The sequence below is a fragment of the Microbacterium sp. genome (genome assembly GCF_041909575.1).
Classification (GTDB): domain Bacteria; phylum Actinomycetota; class Actinomycetes; order Actinomycetales; family Microbacteriaceae; genus Microbacterium.
On the sequence record NZ_JAYRDE010000044.1, the window covers coordinates 1 to 22,410 of the forward strand.

22 protein-coding genes and 1 pseudogene are annotated in these 22,410 nt (G+C 70.9%); all 23 read right to left on the reverse strand.

Features of this window, described 5'->3' with window-relative positions; translation table 11 throughout:
- Positions 1-421: pseudogene (locus ACE3O1_RS07960) on the reverse strand (primosomal protein N'); the annotation flags it as partial.
- A gap of 30 nt (positions 422-451) precedes the next feature.
- Positions 452-1,645, reverse strand: a complete 1,194-nt coding sequence (metK, locus tag ACE3O1_RS07965) for a methionine adenosyltransferase (RefSeq protein WP_374314233.1) — start codon at positions 1,643-1,645, stop codon at positions 452-454.
- Between the two features lie 88 nt (positions 1,646-1,733).
- Entirely contained in the window at positions 1,734-1,988 is a 255-nt protein-coding gene (gene rpoZ, locus ACE3O1_RS07970; protein WP_169582550.1) for a DNA-directed RNA polymerase subunit omega, read from the reverse strand.
- Between the two features lie 90 nt (positions 1,989-2,078).
- On the reverse strand, positions 2,079-2,975 hold the full coding sequence (gmk, locus tag ACE3O1_RS07975; RefSeq protein ID WP_374314236.1) for a guanylate kinase: 897 nt from the start codon (positions 2,973-2,975) through the stop codon (positions 2,079-2,081).
- Positions 2,968-3,825, reverse strand: coding sequence for an orotidine-5'-phosphate decarboxylase (pyrF, locus tag ACE3O1_RS07980; protein ID WP_374314238.1), 858 nt, complete (start codon positions 3,823-3,825; stop codon positions 2,968-2,970). The genes gmk and pyrF overlap by 8 nt, the downstream gene beginning before the upstream one ends.
- The gene (gene carB / locus ACE3O1_RS07985; protein WP_374314240.1) at positions 3,822-7,109 is read right to left on the reverse strand and encodes a carbamoyl-phosphate synthase large subunit; all 3,288 of its coding nucleotides are present in this window, start codon (positions 7,107-7,109) and stop codon (positions 3,822-3,824) included. Before carB ends, pyrF begins: the two co-directional genes overlap by 4 nt.
- Entirely contained in the window at positions 7,109-8,266 is a 1,158-nt protein-coding gene (carA, locus tag ACE3O1_RS07990) for a glutamine-hydrolyzing carbamoyl-phosphate synthase small subunit (RefSeq protein ID WP_374314242.1), read from the reverse strand. Before carA ends, carB begins: the two co-directional genes overlap by 1 nt.
- On the reverse strand, positions 8,263-8,769 hold the full coding sequence (locus tag ACE3O1_RS07995; RefSeq protein ID WP_374314244.1) for a hypothetical protein: 507 nt from the start codon (positions 8,767-8,769) through the stop codon (positions 8,263-8,265). Before ACE3O1_RS07995 ends, carA begins: the two co-directional genes overlap by 4 nt.
- Entirely contained in the window at positions 8,766-10,076 is a 1,311-nt protein-coding gene (locus ACE3O1_RS08000) for a dihydroorotase (protein WP_374314246.1), read from the reverse strand. Before ACE3O1_RS08000 ends, ACE3O1_RS07995 begins: the two co-directional genes overlap by 4 nt.
- Positions 10,073-11,047, reverse strand: a complete 975-nt coding sequence (locus ACE3O1_RS08005) for an aspartate carbamoyltransferase catalytic subunit (RefSeq protein WP_374314248.1) — start codon at positions 11,045-11,047, stop codon at positions 10,073-10,075. Before ACE3O1_RS08005 ends, ACE3O1_RS08000 begins: the two co-directional genes overlap by 4 nt.
- Complete coding sequence (gene pyrR, locus ACE3O1_RS08010) at positions 11,044-11,574, reverse strand: bifunctional pyr operon transcriptional regulator/uracil phosphoribosyltransferase PyrR (RefSeq protein WP_374314250.1); 531 nt, start codon at positions 11,572-11,574, stop codon at positions 11,044-11,046. The genes ACE3O1_RS08005 and pyrR overlap by 4 nt, the downstream gene beginning before the upstream one ends.
- Before the next feature lie 79 nt (positions 11,575-11,653).
- The gene (locus ACE3O1_RS08015; protein ID WP_374314252.1) at positions 11,654-13,210 is read right to left on the reverse strand and encodes a Rieske 2Fe-2S domain-containing protein; all 1,557 of its coding nucleotides are present in this window, start codon (positions 13,208-13,210) and stop codon (positions 11,654-11,656) included.
- A 30-nt stretch (positions 13,211-13,240) separates the two neighbouring features.
- The gene (gene nusB / locus ACE3O1_RS08020; protein WP_374314254.1) at positions 13,241-13,651 is read right to left on the reverse strand and encodes a transcription antitermination factor NusB; all 411 of its coding nucleotides are present in this window, start codon (positions 13,649-13,651) and stop codon (positions 13,241-13,243) included.
- A gap of 2 nt (positions 13,652-13,653) precedes the next feature.
- Positions 13,654-14,214 (reverse strand): elongation factor P, encoded by a 561-nt coding sequence (efp, locus tag ACE3O1_RS08025; RefSeq protein WP_214467047.1) that lies wholly within the window; start codon positions 14,212-14,214, stop codon positions 13,654-13,656.
- A gap of 96 nt (positions 14,215-14,310) precedes the next feature.
- Positions 14,311-14,763, reverse strand: coding sequence for a type II 3-dehydroquinate dehydratase (locus ACE3O1_RS08030; protein WP_374314257.1), 453 nt, complete (start codon positions 14,761-14,763; stop codon positions 14,311-14,313).
- Between the two features lie 20 nt (positions 14,764-14,783).
- Positions 14,784-16,355, reverse strand: coding sequence for an MFS transporter (locus ACE3O1_RS08035; RefSeq protein WP_374314259.1), 1,572 nt, complete (start codon positions 16,353-16,355; stop codon positions 14,784-14,786).
- Positions 16,356-16,453: 98 nt separating this feature from the next.
- The gene (gene aroB / locus ACE3O1_RS08040; RefSeq protein WP_374314261.1) at positions 16,454-17,530 is read right to left on the reverse strand and encodes a 3-dehydroquinate synthase; all 1,077 of its coding nucleotides are present in this window, start codon (positions 17,528-17,530) and stop codon (positions 16,454-16,456) included.
- Complete coding sequence (locus ACE3O1_RS08045) at positions 17,527-18,057, reverse strand: shikimate kinase (RefSeq protein WP_374314263.1); 531 nt, start codon at positions 18,055-18,057, stop codon at positions 17,527-17,529. The genes aroB and ACE3O1_RS08045 overlap by 4 nt, the downstream gene beginning before the upstream one ends.
- Positions 18,054-19,271, reverse strand: coding sequence for a chorismate synthase (gene aroC, locus ACE3O1_RS08050; RefSeq protein WP_374314266.1), 1,218 nt, complete (start codon positions 19,269-19,271; stop codon positions 18,054-18,056). Before aroC ends, ACE3O1_RS08045 begins: the two co-directional genes overlap by 4 nt.
- Positions 19,272-19,306: 35 nt before the next feature.
- The gene (locus ACE3O1_RS08055) at positions 19,307-20,179 is read right to left on the reverse strand and encodes a shikimate dehydrogenase (protein WP_374314274.1); all 873 of its coding nucleotides are present in this window, start codon (positions 20,177-20,179) and stop codon (positions 19,307-19,309) included.
- The gene (gene mltG / locus ACE3O1_RS08060; protein ID WP_374314268.1) at positions 20,146-21,633 is read right to left on the reverse strand and encodes an endolytic transglycosylase MltG; all 1,488 of its coding nucleotides are present in this window, start codon (positions 21,631-21,633) and stop codon (positions 20,146-20,148) included. Before mltG ends, ACE3O1_RS08055 begins: the two co-directional genes overlap by 34 nt.
- A gap of 1 nt (position 21,634) precedes the next feature.
- A complete protein-coding gene (ruvX, locus tag ACE3O1_RS08065; RefSeq protein WP_374314270.1) occupies positions 21,635-22,102 on the reverse strand; it encodes a Holliday junction resolvase RuvX in 468 nt (155 codons plus the stop codon).
- Positions 22,099-22,410: DHHA1 domain-containing protein (locus tag ACE3O1_RS08070; RefSeq protein WP_374314272.1), on the reverse strand; the 312-nt coding region annotated here is incomplete at its 5' end. The genes ruvX and ACE3O1_RS08070, both read right to left, overlap by 4 nt.

Consider the following 22,410-nt stretch of genomic DNA (forward strand, 5'->3'; position numbering starts at 1 on the left):
TGCGGACCGACCAATCCCGGTGCGCGGCGTCGACCTCGGGGATGGCCGTGGGGCCGGCCGCGAGCCACGCCTTCTCGGCGCGCACCATCCGCTTCGGGATGGCGAGGCGGAGGATGTCGCTCGCCGACCCGGCTGCCCGGTCGGCGCACCGGCGGGCCAGGGCGTACAGCCGCGGCGTCAGGACGGGGACCGGGGACACGACCGCGTCGAGCTCGGAGAGCGGGCGGTCCGAGGCATCCGGCTCCCCCAGCTCGACCAGGAAGCCGTCGACGACACGACCCGCCGTGCGCAGCGGGACGCGCACGCGCACGCCCGGCACGGCAGCATCGGCGACCTCGGCCGGGATCGCGTAGTCGAACAGGCGGTCCAGCTGCGGCAGCGGAGAGTCGATCAGCACGCGCGCGACTCTCCGCGCGGTCACCTGCGGCCTCCGCGGACGCGCCGGGTCATGTCAGAGCCCGGCGGCGGCGCGCAGATCGTCGGCCCGGTCGGTGCGCTCCCAGGTGAACTCCGGCAGCTCGCGACCGAAATGACCGTAGGCGGCCGTCTTCGCGTAGATCGGGCGCAGCAGGTCGAGCTGGTCGATGATCGCCTTCGGGCGGAGGTCGAAGACCTCGAGGATCGCCCTGGTGATCGCGTCGTCCGACACGCGGCCCGTGCCGAACGTCTCGACGTAGAGCCCGACGGGCTTGGCCTTGCCGATCGCGTAGGCGACCTGCACCTCGAGCCGGTCGGCCAGCCCCGCGGCGACGGCGTTCTTGGCGACCCAGCGCATCGCGTACGCGGCGGAGCGGTCGACCTTCGACGGGTCCTTGCCGCTGAACGCGCCGCCGCCGTGGCGCGACGCGCCGCCGTACGTGTCGATGATGATCTTGCGCCCGGTGAGCCCGGCATCGCCCTTCGGCCCGCCCGTCACGAAAGGCCCGGCGGGGTTGATGTAGAAGTTCACGTCGGGAAGCGCGAGCCCCGTGGACTCGAGCACGGGGTCGATGACCTCGGCACGCACGGCCGCGCGCAGCGCCTTCTGCGAGATGTCGGGCTGGTGCTGGGTGGAGAGCACGACGGACTCGACGGTGCGCGGCGTGGAGCCCTCGTAGCCGAGGGTCACCTGCGTCTTGCCGTCGGGCCGCAGGAAGGGCAGCTCGCCCGAGCGACGCACCTCGGCGAGGCGCTCGGCCATGCGATGCGCCGTCCATGCCGCCATGGGCATGAGCTGCGGCGTCTCAGTGGTCGCGTAGCCGAACATGATGCCCTGGTCGCCCGCGCCCTGCAGGTCGGTCGGGTCCTCGGAGCCGTCTTCGCGCCGTTCGAACGCCTTGTCGACGCCGGCGGCGATGTCGGAGGACTGCGCACCGATCGACACGCTCACTCCGCAGGAGTCGCCGTCGAAGCCGGTCTCGCTCGACGTGTAGCCGATGCGGTTCACCACGGAGCGGACGATCGCCGGGATCTCGACGTACGCGGAGGTCGAGACCTCACCCGCGACGTGGACGAGACCCGTCGTCACCAGGGTCTCGACGGCCACGCGGCCGCGGGGGTCGTCGGCGAGGATCGCGTCGAGGATGCTGTCGGAGATCTGGTCGCAGATCTTGTCGGGGTGCCCCTCGGTGACGGATTCGGACGTGAACAGACGCAGGTCGGTCATCGATGCTCCAGGTCGGAAGAGTGCCGGCACCAGTATGCCCCCGGGCGCGGACAGCGCCGCGCCCGGGGGCATCACAAGGTCACAGAGGTCAGTCGAGCGAGCGCAGCCGCAGCTTGTCCTCGTGGATCTCGTGCATCGCGATCGTCAGCGGCTTGTCCTCGACGGTCGAGTCGACGAGCGGGCCGACGTTGTCGAAGAGGTTGCCCTCGTGCAGGTCGGAGTAGTAGTCGTTGATCTGGCGCGCCCGCTTGGACGCGAAGATCACGAGCTGGTACTTCGAGTCGACCTTCTCGAGAAGGCTGTCGATGGGGGGCTCGATGATGCCCTGGTTCGTTCCGGCCATGGGAATCCTCCTGGATCGGATGACGGTGGAGAGGTCGCGGAGCCCCGGACGTGCCGAGGCATCCCACCATTCTACGTCAGCGGGCGCGGTTCACCGCGCAAGCCGGGCCACTTCGTCGGCCGCACGGGCCACGTCGTCGTTCACGACGCGATAGTCGAACTCGCCCTGCGAGGCCAGTTCGGTCTTCGCGGTGCGCAGTCGCCGCGCCCGTTCCTCGGCGTCCTCGGTGCCGCGGCCGACCAGTCGATGCACGAGCTCGTCCCAGCTCGGCGGCAGCAGGAACACGAGCGTCGCCGACGGATCCGCCGCCCGCACCTGACGCGCGCCCTGCAGGTCGATCTCGAGGAGCGCGGTCCGGCCCTCCGCCAGCACGCGCTCGATCGGCGCACGCGGCGTGCCGTAGCGGTGGGCGTTGTGCACGGTGGCGTGCTCGAGCAGCTCCCCCGCCTGGATGAGCCGGTCGAACTCGGCGTCGTCGACGAAGAAGTAGTGCTCGCCATCGACCTCACCCGGGCGCGGAGCGCGCGTCGTGGCGGAGACCGAGAGGTGGATCTCGGGGTGGTGCTCCTTGATGTGAGCGGCGACGGTGCCCTTGCCGACCGCGGTCGGTCCTGCCAGCACCACGAGCCGGCTGCGACCGCCGCGTGGCTCGAGCTCGGGCCACCGCTCGTCGAGGAATCGCTGCAGCTGGGTGCGCTGGCGCGAGCCCAGGCCGCCCAGTCGCTTGACGGGCGAGATGCCGAGATCGTGCAGGATGCGGTCGCGCTTGCCCTCGCCGATCGCAGGGATGCTCGTGAGGAACTCCGTCACGCGCATCGCGCCCGCAGGCGACTCGGGCTCGGCAAGTGCACGCCGCAGCAGCTCCTGCGGCGGGATGACGCGCATCGAGACGTCCTTCTTGAGAGCGGCGCGCTCGCGCCGCGCGGCGACGGCACGACGGGATGCCGCGATCCGGTCGACGTCGGGGGGTGTGCGAGAGTCAGCCACGGGTTCCTCCGTACAGCGCGGCGCGCTCCTCGATCCGCTGCGCGAGGGCGTCGGGACCGGCGGACAGGATGCTGCGGCTCTCGCTCGCGATGACGTGCGGCGCGTGCTCGCCGAACAGGTGCTCCAGATCTCGCGGCTCGGCGCCCTGCGCGCCGAAGCCGGGAGCCAGGATGGGCGCACCGCGCAGCGCCTCGTCGGTGAGGCCGAGCGCGGCGCGATCGACGGTGGCCCCCACGACGAGACCGACCGGTCCGAGCCCGCCCGAGAACGCCGCGGAGCCGTTCACCCACCCGATGTCGCGCGCGACCCGCTCGGCCACCGTCTGCCCGTCGGTGGCGGCGACATCCATCACGTGCGCGCTCTGGAGCGCGAAGGCCTCGGGGTTGCTGGTGGCGGCGAGGACGAACGCGCCCTTGCGGTTGCGGACCGCGGTCGCGAGGGTCGCCCGCAGTGAATCCGCGCCGAGGTAGGGGCTCAGCGTCACGGCGTCGGCCTCGAGCGGCGATCCGGTCTGCAGCCAGGCCGCGGCGTACCCGTCCATGGTCGTGCCGATGTCGCCGCGCTTGGCGTCGGCGATCACCACCAGGCCGGCGGCGCGGGCGGCTGCCAGCACGTCCTCCAGTGCGGCGTACCCCGCCGAGCCGTACCGCTCGAAGAAGGCGACCTGCGGCTTGACGACGCCGACGCGACCGGCTGCGGCGTCGACGACCCGCAGGCCGAACTCGCGGGTGCCGGCGGCCGAGGCATCCAATCCCCAGTCCTCGAGGAGCGAGACGTGGGGGTCGATGCCGACGCACAGGGGGCCGTGGGCCGCGCGCGCCGCGGCGACCCGTTCGCCGAACGACGTCACGCGCGCACCGCCCGGTCCGCGGCGTACTCCTGCAGGCTCTTCACGGCGAAGCCCTCGCGCAGGACGGGCAGCGCGCTCACCGCGGCGCCCAGCACGGCCATCGTGGTGAAGAGCGCCTTGTCGCCGGCGACGGCGGCGGCGCGGATCTCGTAGCCGTCGGCGCGCGCGCTGCCCCCGGACGGGGTGTTCACGACGATGTCGATCTCACCGGCGTTGATCAGGTCGACGATGTTGGTCGCGCCGGACTCCTGGGTCTCGGAGTACTTGCTCACCACGCGCACGGCGATGCCGTTGCGTGCGAGGATCTCGGCCGTGCCCTCGGTCGCGACGAGGTCGAAGCCGAGCTCCTGCAGACGGTGGGCGGGCAGGATCACGGCGCGCTTGTCGCTGTCGGCCACCGAGATGAAGACAGTGCCCTCGAGCGGCATGCCGCCGTACGCGGCCTCCTGCGACTTGGCGAACGCGGTCGGGAAATCGCGGTCGATCCCCATGACCTCGCCGGTCGAGCGCATCTCGGGGCCGAGCACGGAGTCCACGGTCTGCCCGTCGGCCGTGCGGAAGCGCTTGAACGGCAGCACGGCCTCCTTGACGGCGACCGGCGCGTCCAGCGGCACACGGGAGCCGTCCTGCGCCGGGAGCATTCCCTCGGACTTCAGCTCGGCGATGCTGGCGCCCGCCATGATGCGCGAGGCCGCCTTCGCCAGCGGGATGCCCAGCGCCTTCGAGACGAACGGCACCGTGCGGCTCGCGCGCGGGTTCGCCTCGATGACGTAGAGCACGCCGGCCGAGATCGCGAACTGCACGTTGAGCAGGCCCCGCACGCCCACGCCCTCGGCGATGGCGCGCGTCGCCTCGCGGACGCGGTCGATGTCGGTGCGGCCGAGGCTCACGGGCGGCAGGGTGCACGACGAGTCGCCGGAGTGGATGCCGGCCTCCTCGAGGTGCTCCATGACGCCGCCGATGTAGAGCTCGTCGCCGTCGTACAGCGCATCGACATCGAGCTCGATCGCATCGTCGAGGAAGCGGTCCACGAGGAGCGGCAGGCCGGGTCCGATGATGGCCTGGTCGGCGATCCGCACGAAGTAGTCCCGCAGCGCCTCGGTCGAGTAGACGATCTCCATGCCCCGGCCGCCGAGCACGAAGCTGGGGCGGACGAGCACCGGGTAGCCGATCTCCTCGGCGATCGCGACCGCCCCGTCCGCGTCGATGGCCGTGCCGCTGCGCGGGGCCACGAGCTTCGCGTCCTCGAGGAGGCGCGAGAAGAGCTCGCGCTCCTCCGCGAGGTCGATCGCGGCGGGCTTCGTGCCGAGGATGTTGTAGCCGGCCTCCTCGATGCCCTTGGCGAGGCCGAGCGGCGTCTGTCCGCCGAGCTGGCAGATGACGCCGAGCATCGTCCCCGACTGCGCCTCGGCGTGCAGCACCTCAAGCACGTCCTCGAGGGTGAGCGGCTCGAAGTAGAGGCGGTCCGACGTGTCGTAGTCGGTCGAGACCGTCTCGGGGTTGCAGTTGACCATCACCGTCTCGTAGCCGGCGTCGGCAAGGGCGAACGACGCGTGGACGCAGGAGTAGTCGAACTCCACGCCCTGGCCGATGCGGTTCGGCCCCGAGCCGATGATGACGACCTTCGTGCGGTCCGACGGCGTCACCTCGGTCTCGAGGTCGTAGCTCGAGTAGTGGTAGGGCGTGAGCGCCGGGAACTCCCCCGCGCACGTGTCCACCGTCTTGTAGACCGGGCGCAGCCCGAGACCGTGACGGATGCCGCGCGCCTCGGGCTCGCCGATGCCGCGCAGCTGCGCGATCTGGGCGTCGCTGAAGCCGTGGTCCTTCGCGATCCGCAGGGTGGCGGCATCCAGTTCCGCGGCCCCGGCGACGAACTCGGCGACCTCGTTGATCAGCACGATCTGGTCGAGGAACCACGGGTCGATCTTCGTGGCCTCGAAGGCCTGCTCGACGGTGGCGCCCTTGCGCAGCGCCTGCTGCAGCACCACGATGCGGCCGTCAGTCGGCTTCTTCGCGATCTCGAGCAGCTGGGCCGCCGAGCGGGGCTCGTCACCCCAGTGGAAGCTCGACCCGCGCTTCTCGAGGGAGCGCAGCGCCTTCTGCAGGGCCGTGGCGTAGTTGCGCCCGATCGCCATCGCCTCGCCGACCGACTTCATGGTCGTGGTGAGGGTGGTGTCGGCGGCGGGGAACTTCTCGAAGTTGAACCGCGGCACCTTCACCACGACGTAGTCGAGGGTCGGCTCGAAGCTCGCCGGCGTCACCTTGGTGATGTCGTTCGGGATCTCGTCGAGCCGGTAGCCGATCGCGAGCTTCGCCGCGATCTTGGCGATCGGGAAGCCGGTCGCCTTCGAGGCGAGCGCCGACGAGCGCGATACGCGCGGGTTCATCTCGATGACGATGATCCGCCCGTCGTCGGGATTGACCGCGAACTGGATGTTGCAGCCGCCGGTGTCGACGCCGACCGCGCGGATGATGTCGATGCCGATGTCGCGGAGCTTCTGGTATTCGCGGTCGGTCAGGGTGAGCGCCGGAGCCACGGTGATCGAGTCGCCGGTGTGGACGCCGACCGGGTCGACGTTCTCGATCGAGCAGACGACGACGGTGTTGTCGGCCGTGTCGCGCATGAGCTCGAGCTCGTACTCCTTCCAGCCGAGGATCGACTCCTCGAGCAGGACCTCGTTCGTCGGCGAGTCGTGCAGTCCGGCGCCGCCGATCCGGCGAAGGTCCGCCTCGTCGTAGGCGAAGCCCGAGCCGAGACCGCCCATCGTGAAGGAGGGGCGCACCACGAGCGGGTAGCCGAGCTTGTCGGCGCCGGCGATCAGTTCGTCCATCGAGTGGCAGATGACGGAGTCCGCGACATCCGCTCCCGCGTCCAGGACGAGCTGCTTGAAGATCTGGCGGTCCTCGCCCTTCTCGATCGCCTCGACCTTCGCCCCGATGAGCTCGACGTCGTACTTCTCGAGGATGCCGGCCTTGTCGAGGGCCATCGCCGCGTTGAGCGCCGTCTGGCCGCCGAGGGTCGGCAGGATGGCGTCGGGCTTCTCCTTGGCGATGATCGTCTCGATCACGGCCGGGGTGATCGGCTCGATGTACGTCGCGTCCGCGAAGTCGGGATCGGTCATGATCGTCGCCGGGTTCGAGTTGACGAGGATGACGCGGACGCCCTCCTCGCGCAGGACGCGGCACGCCTGCGTGCCCGAGTAGTCGAACTCGCACGCCTGCCCGATGACGATCGGGCCGGAGCCGATGACGAGGACGCTCTGGATGTCGTCGCGCTTGGGCATTACTGGGCGTCCTTCTTCGAGATGCTGTCAAGAACCATGTCGCGGAACCGGTCGAACAGGTAGTTGGCGTCGTGGGGTCCGGCGGCGGCCTCCGGGTGGTACTGCACCGAGAACGCGGGGATGTCGAGAGCCCGGAGCCCTTCCACGACCTGGTCGTTGAGGCCGACGTGGCTCACCTCGATGCGTCCGTAGCCGTTCGGGCTGTCGAACTCGCCCTCGACGGGCGCCTCGACGGCGAAGCCGTGGTTGTGCGCCGTGATCTCGACGCGCCCGGTCGCCTTGTCGAGCACCGGCTGGTTGATGCCGCGGTGGCCGAACGGCAGCTTGTACGTACCGAGGCCCAGTGCGCGGCCGAGCAGCTGGTTGCCGAAGCAGATGCCGAAGAACGGAAGGCCATCGTCGAGCACCCCACGCAGCAGATCCACGTGGTCCCCCGACGCGGCGGGGTCCCCGGGCCCGTTCGAGTAGAACACCGCGACCGGATCGATCGCCCGGATCTCGTCGATCGTCACGTCCTGCGGGAGCACGTGCACGTCGAATCCCCGCGCGGCGAGGTTGTCGACGGTGGCCTGCTTGACACCGAGGTCGAGCACCGCGAGGTTGCCGATCCGCTCCCCCGTCGCCTTCGTGACCTCCGCCGTGGCGACCGAGACCTGCGCCGAGAGGTTCTGACCCGACATCGGCGGCGCGTCGCGCACGAGGCGCACCTGCTCGTCGGGGTCGATCGCAGCGGCGTCGCCGGAGAAGATCCCGCCGCGCATGCTGCCGGCCGAGCGGATGTGGCGCGTCACGGCACGGGTGTCGATCCCGCTGATGCCCACGACGCCGTCGGAGACGAGGGCGTCGTCGAGCGACTCGTCGGCACGCCAGTTCGACACGACGCGCGAGGGGTCGCGCACGATGTAGCCCGACACCCAGATGCGCCGCGACTCGGGGTCCTCGTCGTTCATCCCGGTGTTGCCGATGTGCGGAGCGGTCTGCAGCACGATCTGACCGGCGTAGGAGGGGTCGGTGAGCGTCTCCTGGTAGCCGGTCATCCCGGTGGCGAACACCACCTCGCCGAGGGTGGTGCCCTCCGCGCCGTAGGCGCGGCCGACATGGCGGGTGCCGTCCTCGAGGACGAGCACGGCGGGGGCGGTCTGGAACAGTGAGGTCATGCGTCGGTTCCCGTCTGACTGGGGAGGATTCCGGCCACGGCGTCCGTGAGGGCGCGGGCAGAGGCATCCTGCGGGCGGAAGTAGGAGTCGACGACGGTGCCGTCGTCGGTGCGCCAGGAGATGCGCGTGAGGCCGTCGCGCTCGACGACGCGGTCGATCACGACGGTCGACGGCGCGGTCTCGACGATGCGCGCGGCATCGAGGAATACGCGCGGCTGGCCGGTCAGGTCGATCGCCACCCCCGCGTCGGTCACCGTGACATCGGCGCGGGAGCGGAAGGCGAGCCCCTTCACGGCGAGGCGCTCGAGCGGTTCGGCGTGCCGCGTGGTGGCGACGTACAGGGCGCCGAACGCGGCGACGGTCACGGCAGTGCCGGGCGCTTCGCCGACGGGCGCGGTGAGGCCCGCGTCGCGGCGGGTGCGCCGACGCCACGCCCAGAACCCCACCACGAGGAGCGCCAGCGCGAGGACGATCGTGAGGACGAGTGCGCCTTCACGGGTCATGCGCGCGCCCCCGGAGCGTCCAGCAGTGCGCCGTCGGCGACCGTCGCCGTGCCGTGGTGGAGCGTCCAGCGCACCTCGCCGGGCAGCTCGCGGCCGAGGTACGGCGAGTTCACGCTGCGGCCGCGGAGGTCCGCGGTCGTGAACGGGCGCACGGGGGCGGGGTCGTAGAACGCGAGCGAGGCGGGATGGCCCTCGGTGAGCGGCGTGCCGTGGCCTTCGAGCCGCCCGATCCGAGCGGGCTCGCGCGACATGACGCGGGCGACGTCGGCCCACGTGAGGAGGCCGGTGTCGACCATCGCCTGCTGCACGACGCGCAGCGCGCTCTCGAGGCCGACCATTCCGTTGGCGGCGGCATGCCACTCGCACGCCTTGGCCTCGGCGGGGTGCGGGGCGTGGTCGGTGGCGACGATGTCGATCGTGCCGTCGGCCAGGCCTTCGCGCACGGCCAGCACGTCCTCCTCGCGCCGGAGGGGCGGATTGACCTTGAACCGTGCGTCGTAGTCGCGCACGAGCTCGTCGGTGAGGAGAAGGTGGTGCGGGGTGACCTCCGCGGTCACGTTCACGCCGCGGCGCTTGGCCCAGCGGATGATCTCGACCGAGCCGGCCGTGGACAGGTGGCACACGTGCAGCCGCGAGCCGACGTGCTCGGCCAGGAGCACGTCCCGCGCGATGATCGACTCCTCGGCGACGGCGGGCCAGCCGGCCAGGCCGAGCTCGGCCGACACCGCGCCCTCGTTCATCTGAGCGCCCTCGGTGAGCCGCGGATCCTGGGCGTGCTGGGCGATGACACCGTCGAACGCCTTCACGTACTCCAGGGCGCGGCGCATGATCAGCGGGTCCCATACGCAGAATCCGTCGTCGCTGAAGACCCGCACGCGGGCTCGGGAGTCCGCCATCGCGCCCAGCTCGGCGAGCCGCTCGCCCTTCTGCCCGACGGTGACGGCGCCGATCGGCTGCACGGTGACGAACCCGGCCGCCTCGCCCAGAGCGAGTTCCTGCTCGACCACGCCGGCGGTGTCGGCGACCGGCGACGTGTTCGGCATCGCGAAGACGGCGCTGTAGCCGCCGGCGGCCGCCGCACGTGAGCCGCTGAGGATCGTCTCGGATGCCTCGTACCCGGGCTCGCGCAGGTGCGTGTGCAGGTCGACCAGACCGGGCAGGGCGACGAGGCCGTCGACGTCGACCACCGTCGCGCCGGCACGGGTCACGCCGGCGCCGACCTCGGCGATGAGGCCGTCCTCCACCAGGAGGTCGGCGACGCCGGAGCCCTCGATCAGCGCCCCGCGGAAGAGGAACACCTCGCTCATCGCATGCTCTCCTTGTCTGTGTCCGCCTGGAAATCCGCGCCCGCCAGGAGCAGGTAGAGCGCGGCCATGCGCACCGAGACGCCGTTGGCGACCTGCTCGAGCACGGTCGAGCGCGGCGAGTCCGCGGCCTCTGCGGAGATCTCGAGACCCCGGTTCATGGGACCGGGGTGCATGACGATGCTATCGGTTCCGAGCTCGCCCAGCCGTCGTGCGTCGAGGCCCCAGCGGCGGGAATACTCCCGTTCAGTGGGGAAATACGCCGCATTCATCCGCTCGAGCTGGATGCGCAGCATCATGAGGGCGTCGGGGCCGTCCGCGAGCGCCTGGTCGAGGTCGTAGAGAACGCGGGCGGGCCAGGCCGAGACATCCTGCGGCACGAGGGTGGGCGGCGCGACGAGCGTGACCTCCGCGCCCAGCGTGTCGAGCAGCCACACGTTGGAGCGGGCGACCCGGGAGTGCAGGATGTCGCCCACGATCGTGACCTTCACCCCGGCGAGGTCGCGTCCGCGGCTGTCACCGGCGAAACGGCGCTTGCGGATCGTGAACGCGTCGAGGAGGGCCTGGGTCGGGTGCTCGTGGGTGCCGTCTCCGGCGTTCACGACGCCGGCCGTGATCCATCCGCTCGTGGCCAGCGTGCGCGGCGCGCCGGAGGCTCCGTGGCGGATGACGACCGCATCCGCACCCATCGCCTGCAGGGTCTGGGCGGTGTCCTGCAGCGACTCGCCCTTGGAGACGCTGGAGCCTTTGGCCGAGAAGTTGATGACGTCGGCGGACAGGCGCTTGGCGGCCGCCTCGAAGGAGATGCGCGTGCGGGTGGAGTCCTCGAAGAAGAGGTTCACCACCGTCTTGCCGCGGAGCGTCGGCAGCTTCTTGACTTCGCGCCGCTGCGTGTCGGCCATGTCCTCGGCGACGTCGAGGATGCGCAGGGCGTCCTCGCGGGACAGGTTCTTCGTGTCGAGCAGGTGCCTCATGACTCGATCGTCACCTCCTCGCGACCGTCGGTCTCGGACAGGTGCACGTTGACGCGCTCGTCCCGTGAGCTCGGCAGGTTCTTGCCGACGAAGTCGGGACGGATCGGCAGCTCCCGGTGGCCGCGGTCCACGAGCGTCGCGAGTCGCACGGCGGTGGGCCGCCCGATGTCCTGAAGCGCGTCGAGGGCGGCACGGATGCTGCGTCCCGAGAAGAGGACGTCGTCCACGAGGACCACGACCCGGCCGTCGATCCCGCCCGGCGGGATCTGGGTCGGCTGTGGCGCGCGCGTGGGGTTGCGGTGCAGGTCGTCCCGGTACATCGTCACGTCGAGCGCGCCGACCGGGACGGCCGCGCCGCCGAACTCCTCCACGAGCGCGGCGATGCGATGCGCCAGTGTGACGCCTCGAGTGGGGATGCCGAGGATGACCAGCCCGTCGGGGCCTCGGTTGGACTCGAGGATCTCGTGGGAGATCCGAGTCAGCGCCCGGGCGATGTCGGCCTCGTGCAGCACGGTTCGCGTGCTCATCCGCCGCTCCCTTCTCCGCCTCACAGGACGGGGTTAAAGGTTGCTGTGGTTCGGGTCGAGTCTATCCGATGGCCAGGGCTCAGGCGGCGGGCGCGTCGGCCTCGGCCTGGCTGGCGCGGATCGGATGCCCTTGGCTGGTCAGGCACCTGCCGCTGGCGAGATCCCACTTCCAGTCGTGGAGCGAGCACGTGAGCACGCCGTCCTCGATCTTGCCGGTTTTGGTGAGGTCCGCCCGCAGGTGCGGGCAGCGGCGTTGCACGACCCAGTCGCCGAGCTGGGCGTCCTCGGTCTGGTCGGTCTGCTCGGCGTACCAGTTCTCTACGTACTCGATCCGGTCGCGCGACAGGCACTTCAGGAACGTCGTCAGGAACTCGTTGAACTTCCCGCTGCGTCCGACCTCGAACTGCATCGAGAGGAAGATCGAGTTCGACCAGTCGATCTCATGGTCCGCGATGTTCGTCGAGACGAGGTCGGCAGGGATCGTGTACCAGTAGATGCACTCCTCCCCCGCGTATTCGCGCACCTTCGCCTTGGGGAAGTCCACGACCATGTCGAGCTCGCCGATGCGGAAGCGCACCGCCCCGCCGACGCCGTTGCGGATCGTGCGGGCCCGCCGCAGCAGCGGCTCCCACCACTCCTGGATCGCGGCGAGCATCTCGGCCGGCGGGAGGACGGGAGCACGGGATGCCTCCTCCGCCCGGATCTCGTCCTGCCGGCTGTCGCGCTGCTCGGCGAGGTAGGACCACTTGTCGTCGAAGATGCGGTCGATCTCGGCATCCGAGTAGAGCGTCTGCGTCACCGAGAGCTCGCCGTGGTTCAGTTCGACGACCGTGCCCGGCAGGAACTCGTACCCCTTCTGCTCGGGCCGCAGCTCGCGCATGTGCGCGAGGAACTCGCGCTGGTCGGTGAAGATCGCATCGCCGTCGAGCCCCTGGCCGTTGTATCGGAACAGCTCCTCGCGGAGGAACATCGGCGGTCCCGCCATCGGGAAGACGTGCTCGGCGTCGACCTTCTCGATGTAGTACATCGCGCGCTTGTTCTGCGCGTCCCGCTTGAGCTGGGCGAAGTTGCGCTTGGAGTCCTGCGGCAGGTCGTAGACCATGGGCCACCAGATCGCGCCCGACACCTGGGTGAAGTACGCGTCGGGCTTCGAGAAGGACAGCAGCTTCTCGAGGTCGAGCGGATGCGAGTCGTTCTGGTTCAGGATGCTCGCTGTGCCGTCGTCGACGCTGAGCGACGAGTCGCCGATCGGACCATCGCTGGGGGCGCGCAGCGGCGTCACCATGAGCGTGAGGTCACCGAATTCGAGCGGGACGCCGGCCTGCGTGTAGACGATGTTGTCGTAGCCCAGCGCGCGGAGATCCTGCTCGAGCTCGTCGGTCGGGTAGTCCGGCAGCAGCACCCTGATGTCCGTGGGGATGTGCCGCCGCATGTGGGCCGGGTCGAAGTGGTCGCGATGACGGTGCGAGATGTAGAGGAAGTCCGCTCTGCCGTAGCGGGCCCAGTCCAGCGCCCGGTTATCGGGGAAGGGGAACCACGATCCGAAGAACGTGGGGCCGATGACGGGATCGCAGAGGATGGATCCTCCCGCCGTCTCGATGAACATTCCGGCGTGGCCGAGGCCCGTGATGCGCATGCTGCTCCCGCTCCTTCCGAAACGAGTCTGTCAGGACGAGCGCGCGATGCGCGCGAGCACGCCGTGCACGAACGAGCCGGAGTCGTCGGTCGAGAACTCCTTCGCGAGCTCGACGGCCTCGTCGATGGCGACCGCGGCGGGCACCTCGTCGTTGTAGAGGATCTCCCACACGCCGATCCGCAGGACGGCGCGGTCGACGGCGGGCATGCGCGCGAGCGACCAGTCCTTGGCGAACGTCGTGATCTGCTCGTCGATGGCGTCGCGGTTGTCGATGACGCCGTCCACGATCTCGCGGGCGTACAGCCATGACGCCTCACGCGCCGGCTCGTTCGCGGCACGCTTGGCTTCGGCCGCAAGCACGGTCGGCACGGCGTCGCCGCGCACATCGGCCTGGAAGAGGATGTCGAGGGCGCGCTTGCGCGCCTTGGTCCGGGCGCTCAAGGTCAGTTGACGCGACCGAGGTAGTCGCCCGTACGGGTGTCGACCTTGACCTTCGTGCCCGTCTCGAGGAACAGCGGGACCTGGATCTCGTATCCGGTCTCGACGGTGGCGGGCTTGGTGCCGGCCGACGAGCGGTCGCCCTGCAGGCCCGGCTCGGTGTAGGTGATCTCGAGCACGACGGAGGCGGGCAGCTCGATGTACAGCGGGTTGCCGTTGTTGAGCGCGATCTGCACCTGCTGGTTCTCGAGCAGGAAGTTCGCGGCGTCGCCCACCGTCGCGGCACCGACCGTGATCTGGTCGTAGTCGGCGACGTCCATGAAGACGAAGCCCTCGCCGTCGTTGTAGAGGTAGGTGAAGTCGCGGCGGTCGACGTTCTCGGTCTCCACCTTGGCGCCGGCGTTGAACGTCTTGTCGACGACCTTGCCCGACATCACGTTCTTCAGCTTGGTGCGCACGAATGCGCCGCCCTTGCCGGGCTTGACATGCTGGAACTCCACGACGCTCCAGAGCTGCCCGTCGATGTTGAGGACGACGCCGTTCTTGATGTCTGCGGTCGATGCCATGGGTGTGGAGTTTCCGTTCGTGAGGAGAGCGGGCCGATCGCGGCCCGACAGCGATTGTACGGGATCGCACCCGGACGGCCGCGGCGAACGCGGGGCTCAGCCGTCGGTCTGGCCCGTGATCACGGCGATCAGACGCTCGACGGCGGTGGCGTATCCCGCCACGCCTTCGCCCGCGACGTGCACGATGGCGACGTCGGCCACGTAGGAGTGCTGACGGAAGGGCTCACGCGCGGCGATGTCGGAGATGTGCACCTCGGCCACCGGCAGCGCGACCCCTGCGAGAGCGTCGCGGAGCACGACGGAGGTGTGGCTCAGCCCGCCCGGGTTGATGACGATGCCGCTGCAGTCGGCGCGCGCATCGTGGATCGCGTCCAGCAGGACGCCCTCGTGATTGCTCTGCACCGCCCGCACCTCGAACCCGAAGCGCCCGGCGGCTTCGCGGGTCAGCTCCTCGACGTCCGCGAGCGTCGCGGTGCCGTAGATCTCCGGCTCGCGCGTCCCCAGCAGATTCAGGTTGGGGCCGTTGACGAGGAGCAGGCGTCGGATCACCCGGCCACGCTACCAGCGCCTCACGGGGTCGGTGCCTGATCCTCGGCGCGGTACTCCACGAGCAGCTCGCGTTCGCGCTCCGCCCGCGGAAACTTCCAGAACACGATGACGGCGCCGACGATCACGGCGATGATCCCCGCGAGGTACGCCCAGTCCTGCCCTTGCAGGAACGACTCCTTGGCCGCCTGCGTGATGGCGTCGGCGTACTGGGGGTACTGCTTCGCGATCGTCTCAGCGCTCGCGAACGACTTGGTCAGCTGGCTCTGCACGCTCGAAGTCACCTGCGAGGCATCCTTCGAAGAGCCGATCTGGGTCACCATCGCAGCGGCGTATCCCGCCGTCAGCAGGGCACCGAGGATCGACTGCATGATCGCACCGCCGAGGTCGCGCTGCAGGTCGGCGGTACCCGAGGCCATGCCGGCGCGGCGAACCGGGACGGCGCCGGTGAGAGAGCGCGACGCGGGGGTTCCGGCGATGCCCACGCCCGCGCCCACCAGGGCGTACCCGAGCGCGACCACCCAGTAGTTCGCCCCCTCGCGCCACAGCAGGAGCATCGTGAGGAAGCCGAGAAGCACGGGGACGTACCCGAGGAGCATCGTGAACCTCGCCCCGCGCGCCTCGACGAGCTTCGCCGACCGCGGCGCGAGCAGCACCATGAAGATGGCCGCGGGCAGGATCGCCGCGCCCGATTCGATCGTCGAGTATCCGAGGACGTTCTGCAGGAACTGCTGTCCGATGAACATCGCGCCCATGAGGGAGCCGAAGACGATGATGCCGGCGACGGCGGCCACCCAGAAGATCGGGCGCTTGGCGACATCCAGGTCGTACAGCGGGTTCGCAGCCTTGCGCTGACGCCACAGGAAGGCGATGAGCGCGACGACGGTCACGCCGGTCAGGCTGAGGACGAGAACCGTCGAGTCGGGGACGGTGGCGAAGTTGATCGCGACGATGAGCGCGCCCACGAGGATCACCGACAGCACGCCGCCGAGATTGTCGACCGGCTCGGTGGCCTCGTTCACGTGCGCGGGGATGAACTTCAGCGTGAGCGGGACGGCCACCACGATCAGCGGGATCGTGACGAGGAACACCGAGCCCCACCAGAAGCTCTCGAGCAGCAGGCCGGAGATGAGGGGGCCGAGCGCCGAGATCGCACCGCCCGTCGCCGACCAGAGCGCGATCGACCTCGTGCGGGCCGGACCCGACCACAGCGCGGTGATCAGCGCCAGGGTGGTCGGATACGCCATGCCCGCCGCGACGCCGCCGATCACCCGGGCGGCGATGAGCACCTCGATGCTCGGCGCGAAGGCGGCCACGAGGCCCGCAGGCAGGGACAGGAGCACGCCGATGAGCAGCATCCGCCGACGTCCGTACCGGTCGCCGACGGCGCCCAGCCAGAGGACGGATGCCGCGAGGCCCAGCGAGTAGCCGATCGCCACCAGGTTGAGCTGCGTCTGCGACGCGTCGAAGGCGAGGCCGATGTCGGGCAGCGCGACGTTCGCGACGGCCAGCGGCAGATTGGCGACCGCGGCGACGATGATGAGGGTGCCGAGCACGGCTCCCGAACGCGACGGGCTCGTCGATGCGATGGTCATCACGACCGCCTCTCCGGATCGGCCGGCGGCGCGACGAGGCCCCCGGACCCCCTCATCCTGCCGGAAGGCCCCTCGCTCTCCGCGGGTGATCTTTCGGACTAGCCCGCGACTTCCTGGTAGGCCGCGAACAGGAGCGATTCGTCGGGCGCCTGGAGCACCGTCGGCCTCGCGATGTCGTCCAGCACGATGAACCGCAGCATGCCGCCGCGGCTCTTCTTGTCGCGCTGCATGGTCGCCAGCAGCTGCGGCCATGCGCCCGGTCGGTAGGTCGTGGGCAGGCCGAGGAGGTTCAGGATGTCGCGGTGGCGCTGGGCCGCGGCATCCGGCAGTCGTCCCGCGAGCCGGGACAGCTCGGCGGCGAACACCATGCCGACCGAGATCGCCGCGCCGTGGCGCCAGCGGTACCGCTCCGCGTGCTCGATCGCGTGGCCGAGCGTGTGTCCGTAGTTCAGGATCTCGCGCAGCCCCGCCTCGCGCAGGTCCTCGCCGACCACGCGTGCCTTCATGTCGATCGCGAGCTCGATCGTCCGGCGGAACGCATCGCTGCGCGGGTCGATCGCGGTCTCGGGATCCGCCTCGACGAGGTCGAGGATCTCGGGGGCCCAGATGAAGCCCGCCTTCACCACTTCGGCGTACCCGGCGACGCGCTCGTTCCGCGACAGGGTCTCGAGCAGGTCGAGATCGCACAGCACCGCCGTGGGGGTCCAGAAGGCGCCCACGAGGTTCTTGCCCTCGGCGGTGTTGACGCCGGTCTTGCCGCCCACCGCCGCATCCACCATGCCCAGCACGGTCGTGGGAACCTGCACGACCGGGACTCCGCGCAGCCACGTCGCCGCGACGAACCCTGCGAGGTCGGTCACCGCGCCGCCGCCGAAGCCGACGACGGCGTCGGTGCGGGTGAAGTCGGCCTTGCCCATGACCTGCCAGCAGAAGGCCGCGACCTCGATGCGCTTCCCTGCCTCGGCGTCCGGGATCTCGGCGAGCAGCACTTCGCGGTCCGTCCTCAGCGCCTCGCGCAGTCGCTCCGCCTGCTCCGCGAGGGTGGGCGGGTGCACGACGAGCACCTTGCGGGCGGCGGCGGGCAGCGCCTCGCCGAGCTGCGACAGGATGCCGCGCCCCACGACGATCGGATAGCTCGCGTCGCCGCTGACGGTGATGGTCGTCGTGTCGGTCATGCCTCTCCCTGGTGGTCGTCGTCGTGAACCCATGAGACGATGCGGTCGACGACCCCCTGCAGGGGGCCGTTCGAGGTGTCGAACGAGGCTTTCGCCAGCCGTTCGTAGATCGGCCGACGCTGCTCGTAGATGGCCGTCCAGCGCGCCATCGTGTCGTCCTCGCCCCGGAGCAGCGGACGGCTGCTCCCCCGCACCCGGATCGCGACGACGCGAGGGGCGACGGTCAGCAGCACCACACGATGCCGCTGCAGGTCGGACTGGGTCTCGGGATCGAGCACGGCGCCGCCTCCCAGCGAGACCACGCCGCCGGTGGCGAGCCCTTCGACCACCGCTGCGCGCTCGAGGGCGCGGAAGTGGGCCTCGCCCTGCTCGGCGAAGAGCTGATCGATCGGGCCGTGCGCGCGGGCGATGGCCGCATCGGTGTCGAAGAAGGGCACGTCGAGAGTGCGCGCGACGCGCTTGCCGACGCTGGTCTTGCCGGCCCCCATCGGTCCGATCAGCACGATCGCGCGGGCGGGCGCGGTCATTGCTGGGCCAGCGCCGCGTCGCTCTCGGATGCGGTGTGCAGGGCGGCGGGGATCGCGGCGACGTACGCCTCGAGGTTGCGACGCGTCTCGCCGACGCTGTCGCCCCCGAACTTCTCGAGCACGACCTCGGCGAGCACGATGGCGACCATGGCCTCGGCCACGACGCCGGCGGCCGGCACGGCGCAGACGTCGGACCGCTGGTGATGGGCCGATGCGGTGTCGCCCGTGGCGACGTCCACGGTGCGCAGCGCCTTCGGCACCGTCGCGATCGGCTTCATCCCCGCGCGGACGCGGAGTACCGTCCCGGTCGACATCCCGCCCTCGGTGCCGCCGGCCTTGTCGCTGGAGCGGGTGATGCCGCCGCCGGTGGCGTGCAGCTCGTCGTGGGCCTCGGAGCCGCGGCGCGTCGTGGTGAGGAAGCCGTCGCCGACCTCGACGCCCTTGATCGCCTGAATGCTCATGAGGGCCTGGGCGAGCTTGCCGTCGAGCCGGCGATCCCAGTGCACGTGCGAGCCGAGCCCCGGCGGGAGACCGTAGGCGAGCACCTCGACGATCCCGCCGAGCGTGTCGCCGTCCTTGCGTGCGTCGTCGACCTCGGCGACCATGCGCGCGCTCGTGGCCGCGTCGAAGCAGCGCAGCGGATCGGCGTCCAGCGTGTCGACGTCGTCGGGCGTGGGAAGCGCGGAACCCTCCGGGACGCGCACGGGCCCGATCGAGAGGGTGTGGCTCACCAGGCGGATGCCGAGCTCGCCGAGGAAGGCGCGCGCGAGCGTGCCGAGGGCGACGCGCGCCGCCGTCTCGCGGGCGCTCGCGCGCTCGAGAATCGGGCGAGCCTCGTCGAAGTCGTACTTCTGCATGCCGACCAGGTCGGCATGTCCGGGCCGGGGGCGCGTGAGGGCGGCGCCACGGCCGCGGGACTTCTCGGTCAGTTCGACCGGCTCGGGGCTCATGACCTCGGTCCACTTGGGCCACTCGGTGTTGCCGATCCGCAGGGCGATGGGACTTCCCAGCGTGAGGCCGTGGCGCACACCGGCCGAGATGGTGAGCTCGTCCTCTTCGAACTTCATGCGCGAGCCGCGGCCGTAGCCGAGCTTGCGGCGCGCGAGATCGGCTTGGATCGCGGCGCGCGAGACCGGGACGCCCGCAGGCAGCCCTTCCATGACGGCGACGAGTTCGGGGCCGTGCGATTCGCCGGCCGTGAGCACGCGGAGCATTGGTCTAGTCTCCCATGCGGCGGCCGGGGGTTACGTCAGGCGTCCGACGCGAGAGCGCTCCGCATGGCGGCGAGCACCGCGGGCTCGTCGGGCAGCACGACCTCCGCATCGCCGGCCGCGAAGATGCGCACCTGGAGCAGCGCCTGGTGCAGCAGCATCCCGCGCCCCGACGCGCTGCGCCCTCCGGTGCGGTCCCACGCCGCTGCGAGGGGCGTCGGCCAGTGTCCGTACACGACGTCGAGCAGCGGTCCACCGGCCCCGGCGAGGGCGTCGGCCGCGGCATCCGGAATCGGCGCATCACCCGGCAGCGTCGCGATCGTGAGGTCGACCGGAGTGGGGACGGATGCCGCGAGCGGCGTCGCGGTCACCTCCACTCCCAGCGACCGGCCGAGCGCGGCGAGCGGCTCGACGGCCTCGGGACGGCGCGCGACGACGTCGACCCGCGCGGCGCCGATCTCCGACAGGGCGACGAGGGCGGATGTGGCGGTCGCGCCGGCCCCGACGATGCGGGCCGAAGAGGCCGACGAGACGCCCTCATCAGCCAGAGCGCGCACGATTCCGCCGACGTCGGTATTGAAGCCGCGCGGGCCCGCCGGGTCGAGGAGCAGCGTGTTGACCGCCCCGGTGAGCTCCGCCCGCCGATCCCGCTCGCGCGCCGCCGCGTGCGCGACGCCCTTGAGGGGCATCGTGAGCGAGAGGCCGCGCCACGTGGCGTCGAGCGTGCCGAGCGCGGCGGCGAAGCGGACGTCGTCGACCTGCCGCCGCTCGTAGGTCCAGTCCCACCCGAGCTGCGCGTAGGCGGCGGCGTGCAGCCGCGGAGACAGGCTGTGGTCGATCGGGTCGCCCCACACGGCGAGACGTGTGGCGGCTGCGCTCAGCACCCGGCGTCCGGATTGGCCGAGCACCACTCCTGCCACTGTGCGACCGCACGGTTGTGATCGGCGAGGTTCGTGGTGAAGACGGTCTCGCCGGTGTTGAGGTCGACGGTCACGAAGTACAGCCAGGGGCCTTCTGCGGGACTCATCGCCGCCGCGATGGCGACATCGCCCGGGTTGGAGATCGGTCCGGCCGGCAGGCCCGCGTTGACGTACGTGTTCCAGGGGTTCTCGTCCTCCAGGGCCTCCTGGGACGAGCTGGCGGTGCCGTCGTGCATCTCGCCGTAGCCGTACTGGGCGGTGGAGTCCATCTGCAGCAGGCCGAAGGTCTCCTGGTTCCCAGGATCGAGGCGGTTCTGGATGACCCGCGAGACCTTCTGCATGTCGGCCTCGTAGCGCGCCTCGCGCTGGATGATCGACGCGATCGTCAGGATCTCCTGCCGGCGGTCCTCGGGGACCTCGGCGGCGTCCAGCGATTGCGCGGTGCGATCGACGAGGGTCTGGATGACTCCCTCGGCCGTCACGTCCGGATCGAACGTGTAGGTCGCGGGGAACAGCCAGCCCTCCAGCGAGTCCGCCTCGACGCCGTACGCCGACGGGTCGGCGGCGGCGGCCTGGAAGTCCTCGACCGGGATGCCGGTTCCCTCGGCCAGCAGCGGGAGCGACTGCTCCACGGTGAGTCCTTCGCGCAGCTGCGCGGTGTTCTCCATCTTGTTCGCGGGGTCCATGAGCGCCTCGAGCGCCGCGGCCGAGGTCATCTGCTTCTGGAGCTTGAACACCCCGGGCACGAACACCGGGTTCTCGCCCTCCTCGATGAGGTAGTCGTAGAAGGCCTCGGGCGTCTTCGTGACGCCCGCCTCGTAGAGGCTCTCCGAGATCGGCGCGCCGGTGTCGCCGGAGACGATGGTGACGAACGCCTCGCCGTTGGCCATGCCTGCTTCGTAGTCTTTCGGCTCCTCCCAGCCGAGGACCTCGCGGATCTGGTCCTCGTAGGTCGTCCAGACGTAGGTCACGCCCGCGGCGATCCCTCCGAGGACGAGGAGCACGATGCCGAGGCCGATCCACCGGCCGCGGCGGCGCCGGCGCGTGTCCTTGGGCGGCGGGACGGCGCCGACCTGCTCCGTCGACGTCTCTCCGGTGAAGAGATCCTCGAGGGTCGCCGTGCGGGCGGAGCCGTCGGGTCCCGACGACGCCGCCGTTGCTGCTCCGGCCTGCGGAGCGGGGGCGGTCCGCCCGTAGGGCAGAGCCGGCGCCGCACCGTCGGCGAAGGGCCAGGCATGCTGGCCGCCGGCCGCCTGCGGGATGCTGCCGGAATCGGCGACGGCGGACGCCGGGCGGGACGGGACCGGCACCGCAGCGGGCTCGGCGGTCGAGGCATTCGCTGCCGCCGCCTCTCGGGCGGCTGCCTCCCGGGCGGCGCGCCGCGACAGGGGCGCCGCTCCCTCGGGAGGCGTGACGAAGGGATCGTCCATCGGCGATTCGGGCATGTCAGGCGGGCTCCTGGGAGACGGCGGATCCGGGGGGTCGGCCAGTGCTCTTCTCGACATCGAGGGCTTGCTGGAGCAGCACGACCGCGGCGACCTGATCAACAATGCTACGAGAAGATCGCTGTGATCTGCCCGAATCCCGCAGCGCGGCATGCGCGGAGACGGTCGACAGGCGCTCGTCGACGAGGCGGACGGGAAGACCGGATGCTGCCGCCAGCGCCGCCGCGAACTCCCGCGCGTCCGCCGTCGAGGCGGTGTCCTCGCCGCGCAGATTCAGGGGAAGCCCCACGAGCAGCTCGATCGCCGAGTACTCCTCGGCCAGCGCGAGGATCCGAGCCGCCGCGGCGTCATCGCGCGGCACTGTTTCGACGGGGGTCGCGAGAAGTCCGTCCGGGTCGCAGCGCGCCACCCCGACCCGGGCACGGCCCACGTCGATGCCCAGTCGAGCGCCGCGGCGGAATCCGGTCACGCGCCGAGCGCGTCCTTGATCGCGGTGAGCGCCGCGGGCAGGGCCGCGGCATCCGCTCCGCCACCCTGAGCGACGTCGTCGCGGCCGCCACCGCCACCGCCGAGCGCGTTCGCGGCGGCCTTGGCGAGCACGCCCGCCTTGGCGCCGGCGGCACGTGCCGCCTCGTTCGTCGCGACGATCACGACCGGACGGCCGTTGACCTCCGCGCCGAGCGCCACGACGGCGGCCTCGGCGCCGAGGCGCTCGCGCACCTGCAGCGCCAGCGTGCGGCCGTCGTCCGCGGAGCCGGCGCTGCCCAGCGACTCCGC

Excerpts from the sequence above, each read along its gene's own strand:
- metK (WP_374314233.1), bottom strand. The coding sequence starts at position 1,645 with ATGACCGACCTGCGTCTGTTCACGTCCGAATCCGTCACCGAGGGGCAC.
- rpoZ (WP_169582550.1), bottom strand. The coding sequence starts at position 1,988 with ATGGCCGGAACGAACCAGGGCATCATCGAGCCCCCCATCGACAGCCTT.
- carB (WP_374314240.1), bottom strand. The coding sequence starts at position 7,109 with ATGCCCAAGCGCGACGACATCCAGAGCGTCCTCGTCATCGGCTCCGGC.
- carA (WP_374314242.1), bottom strand. The coding sequence starts at position 8,266 with ATGACCTCACTGTTCCAGACCGCCCCCGCCGTGCTCGTCCTCGAGGAC.
- ACE3O1_RS07995 (WP_374314244.1), bottom strand. The coding sequence starts at position 8,769 with ATGACCCGTGAAGGCGCACTCGTCCTCACGATCGTCCTCGCGCTGGCG.
- ACE3O1_RS08000 (WP_374314246.1), bottom strand. The coding sequence starts at position 10,076 with ATGAGCGAGGTGTTCCTCTTCCGCGGGGCGCTGATCGAGGGCTCCGGC.
- ACE3O1_RS08005 (WP_374314248.1), bottom strand. The coding sequence starts at position 11,047 with ATGAGGCACCTGCTCGACACGAAGAACCTGTCCCGCGAGGACGCCCTG.
- pyrR (WP_374314250.1), bottom strand. The coding sequence starts at position 11,574 with ATGAGCACGCGAACCGTGCTGCACGAGGCCGACATCGCCCGGGCGCTG.
- ACE3O1_RS08015 (WP_374314252.1), bottom strand. The coding sequence starts at position 13,210 with ATGCGCATCACGGGCCTCGGCCACGCCGGAATGTTCATCGAGACGGCG.
- efp (WP_214467047.1), bottom strand. The coding sequence starts at position 14,214 with ATGGCATCGACCGCAGACATCAAGAACGGCGTCGTCCTCAACATCGAC.
- ACE3O1_RS08035 (WP_374314259.1), bottom strand. The coding sequence starts at position 16,355 with ATGACCATCGCATCGACGAGCCCGTCGCGTTCGGGAGCCGTGCTCGGC.
- aroB (WP_374314261.1), bottom strand. The coding sequence starts at position 17,530 with ATGACCGACACGACGACCATCACCGTCAGCGGCGACGCGAGCTATCCG.
- ACE3O1_RS08045 (WP_374314263.1), bottom strand. The coding sequence starts at position 18,057 with ATGACCGCGCCCGCCCGCGCGATCGTGCTGATCGGACCGATGGGGGCC.
- aroC (WP_374314266.1), bottom strand. The coding sequence starts at position 19,271 with ATGCTCCGCGTGCTCACGGCCGGCGAATCGCACGGCCCCGAACTCGTC.
- mltG (WP_374314268.1), bottom strand. The coding sequence starts at position 21,633 with ATGCCCGAATCGCCGATGGACGATCCCTTCGTCACGCCTCCCGAGGGA.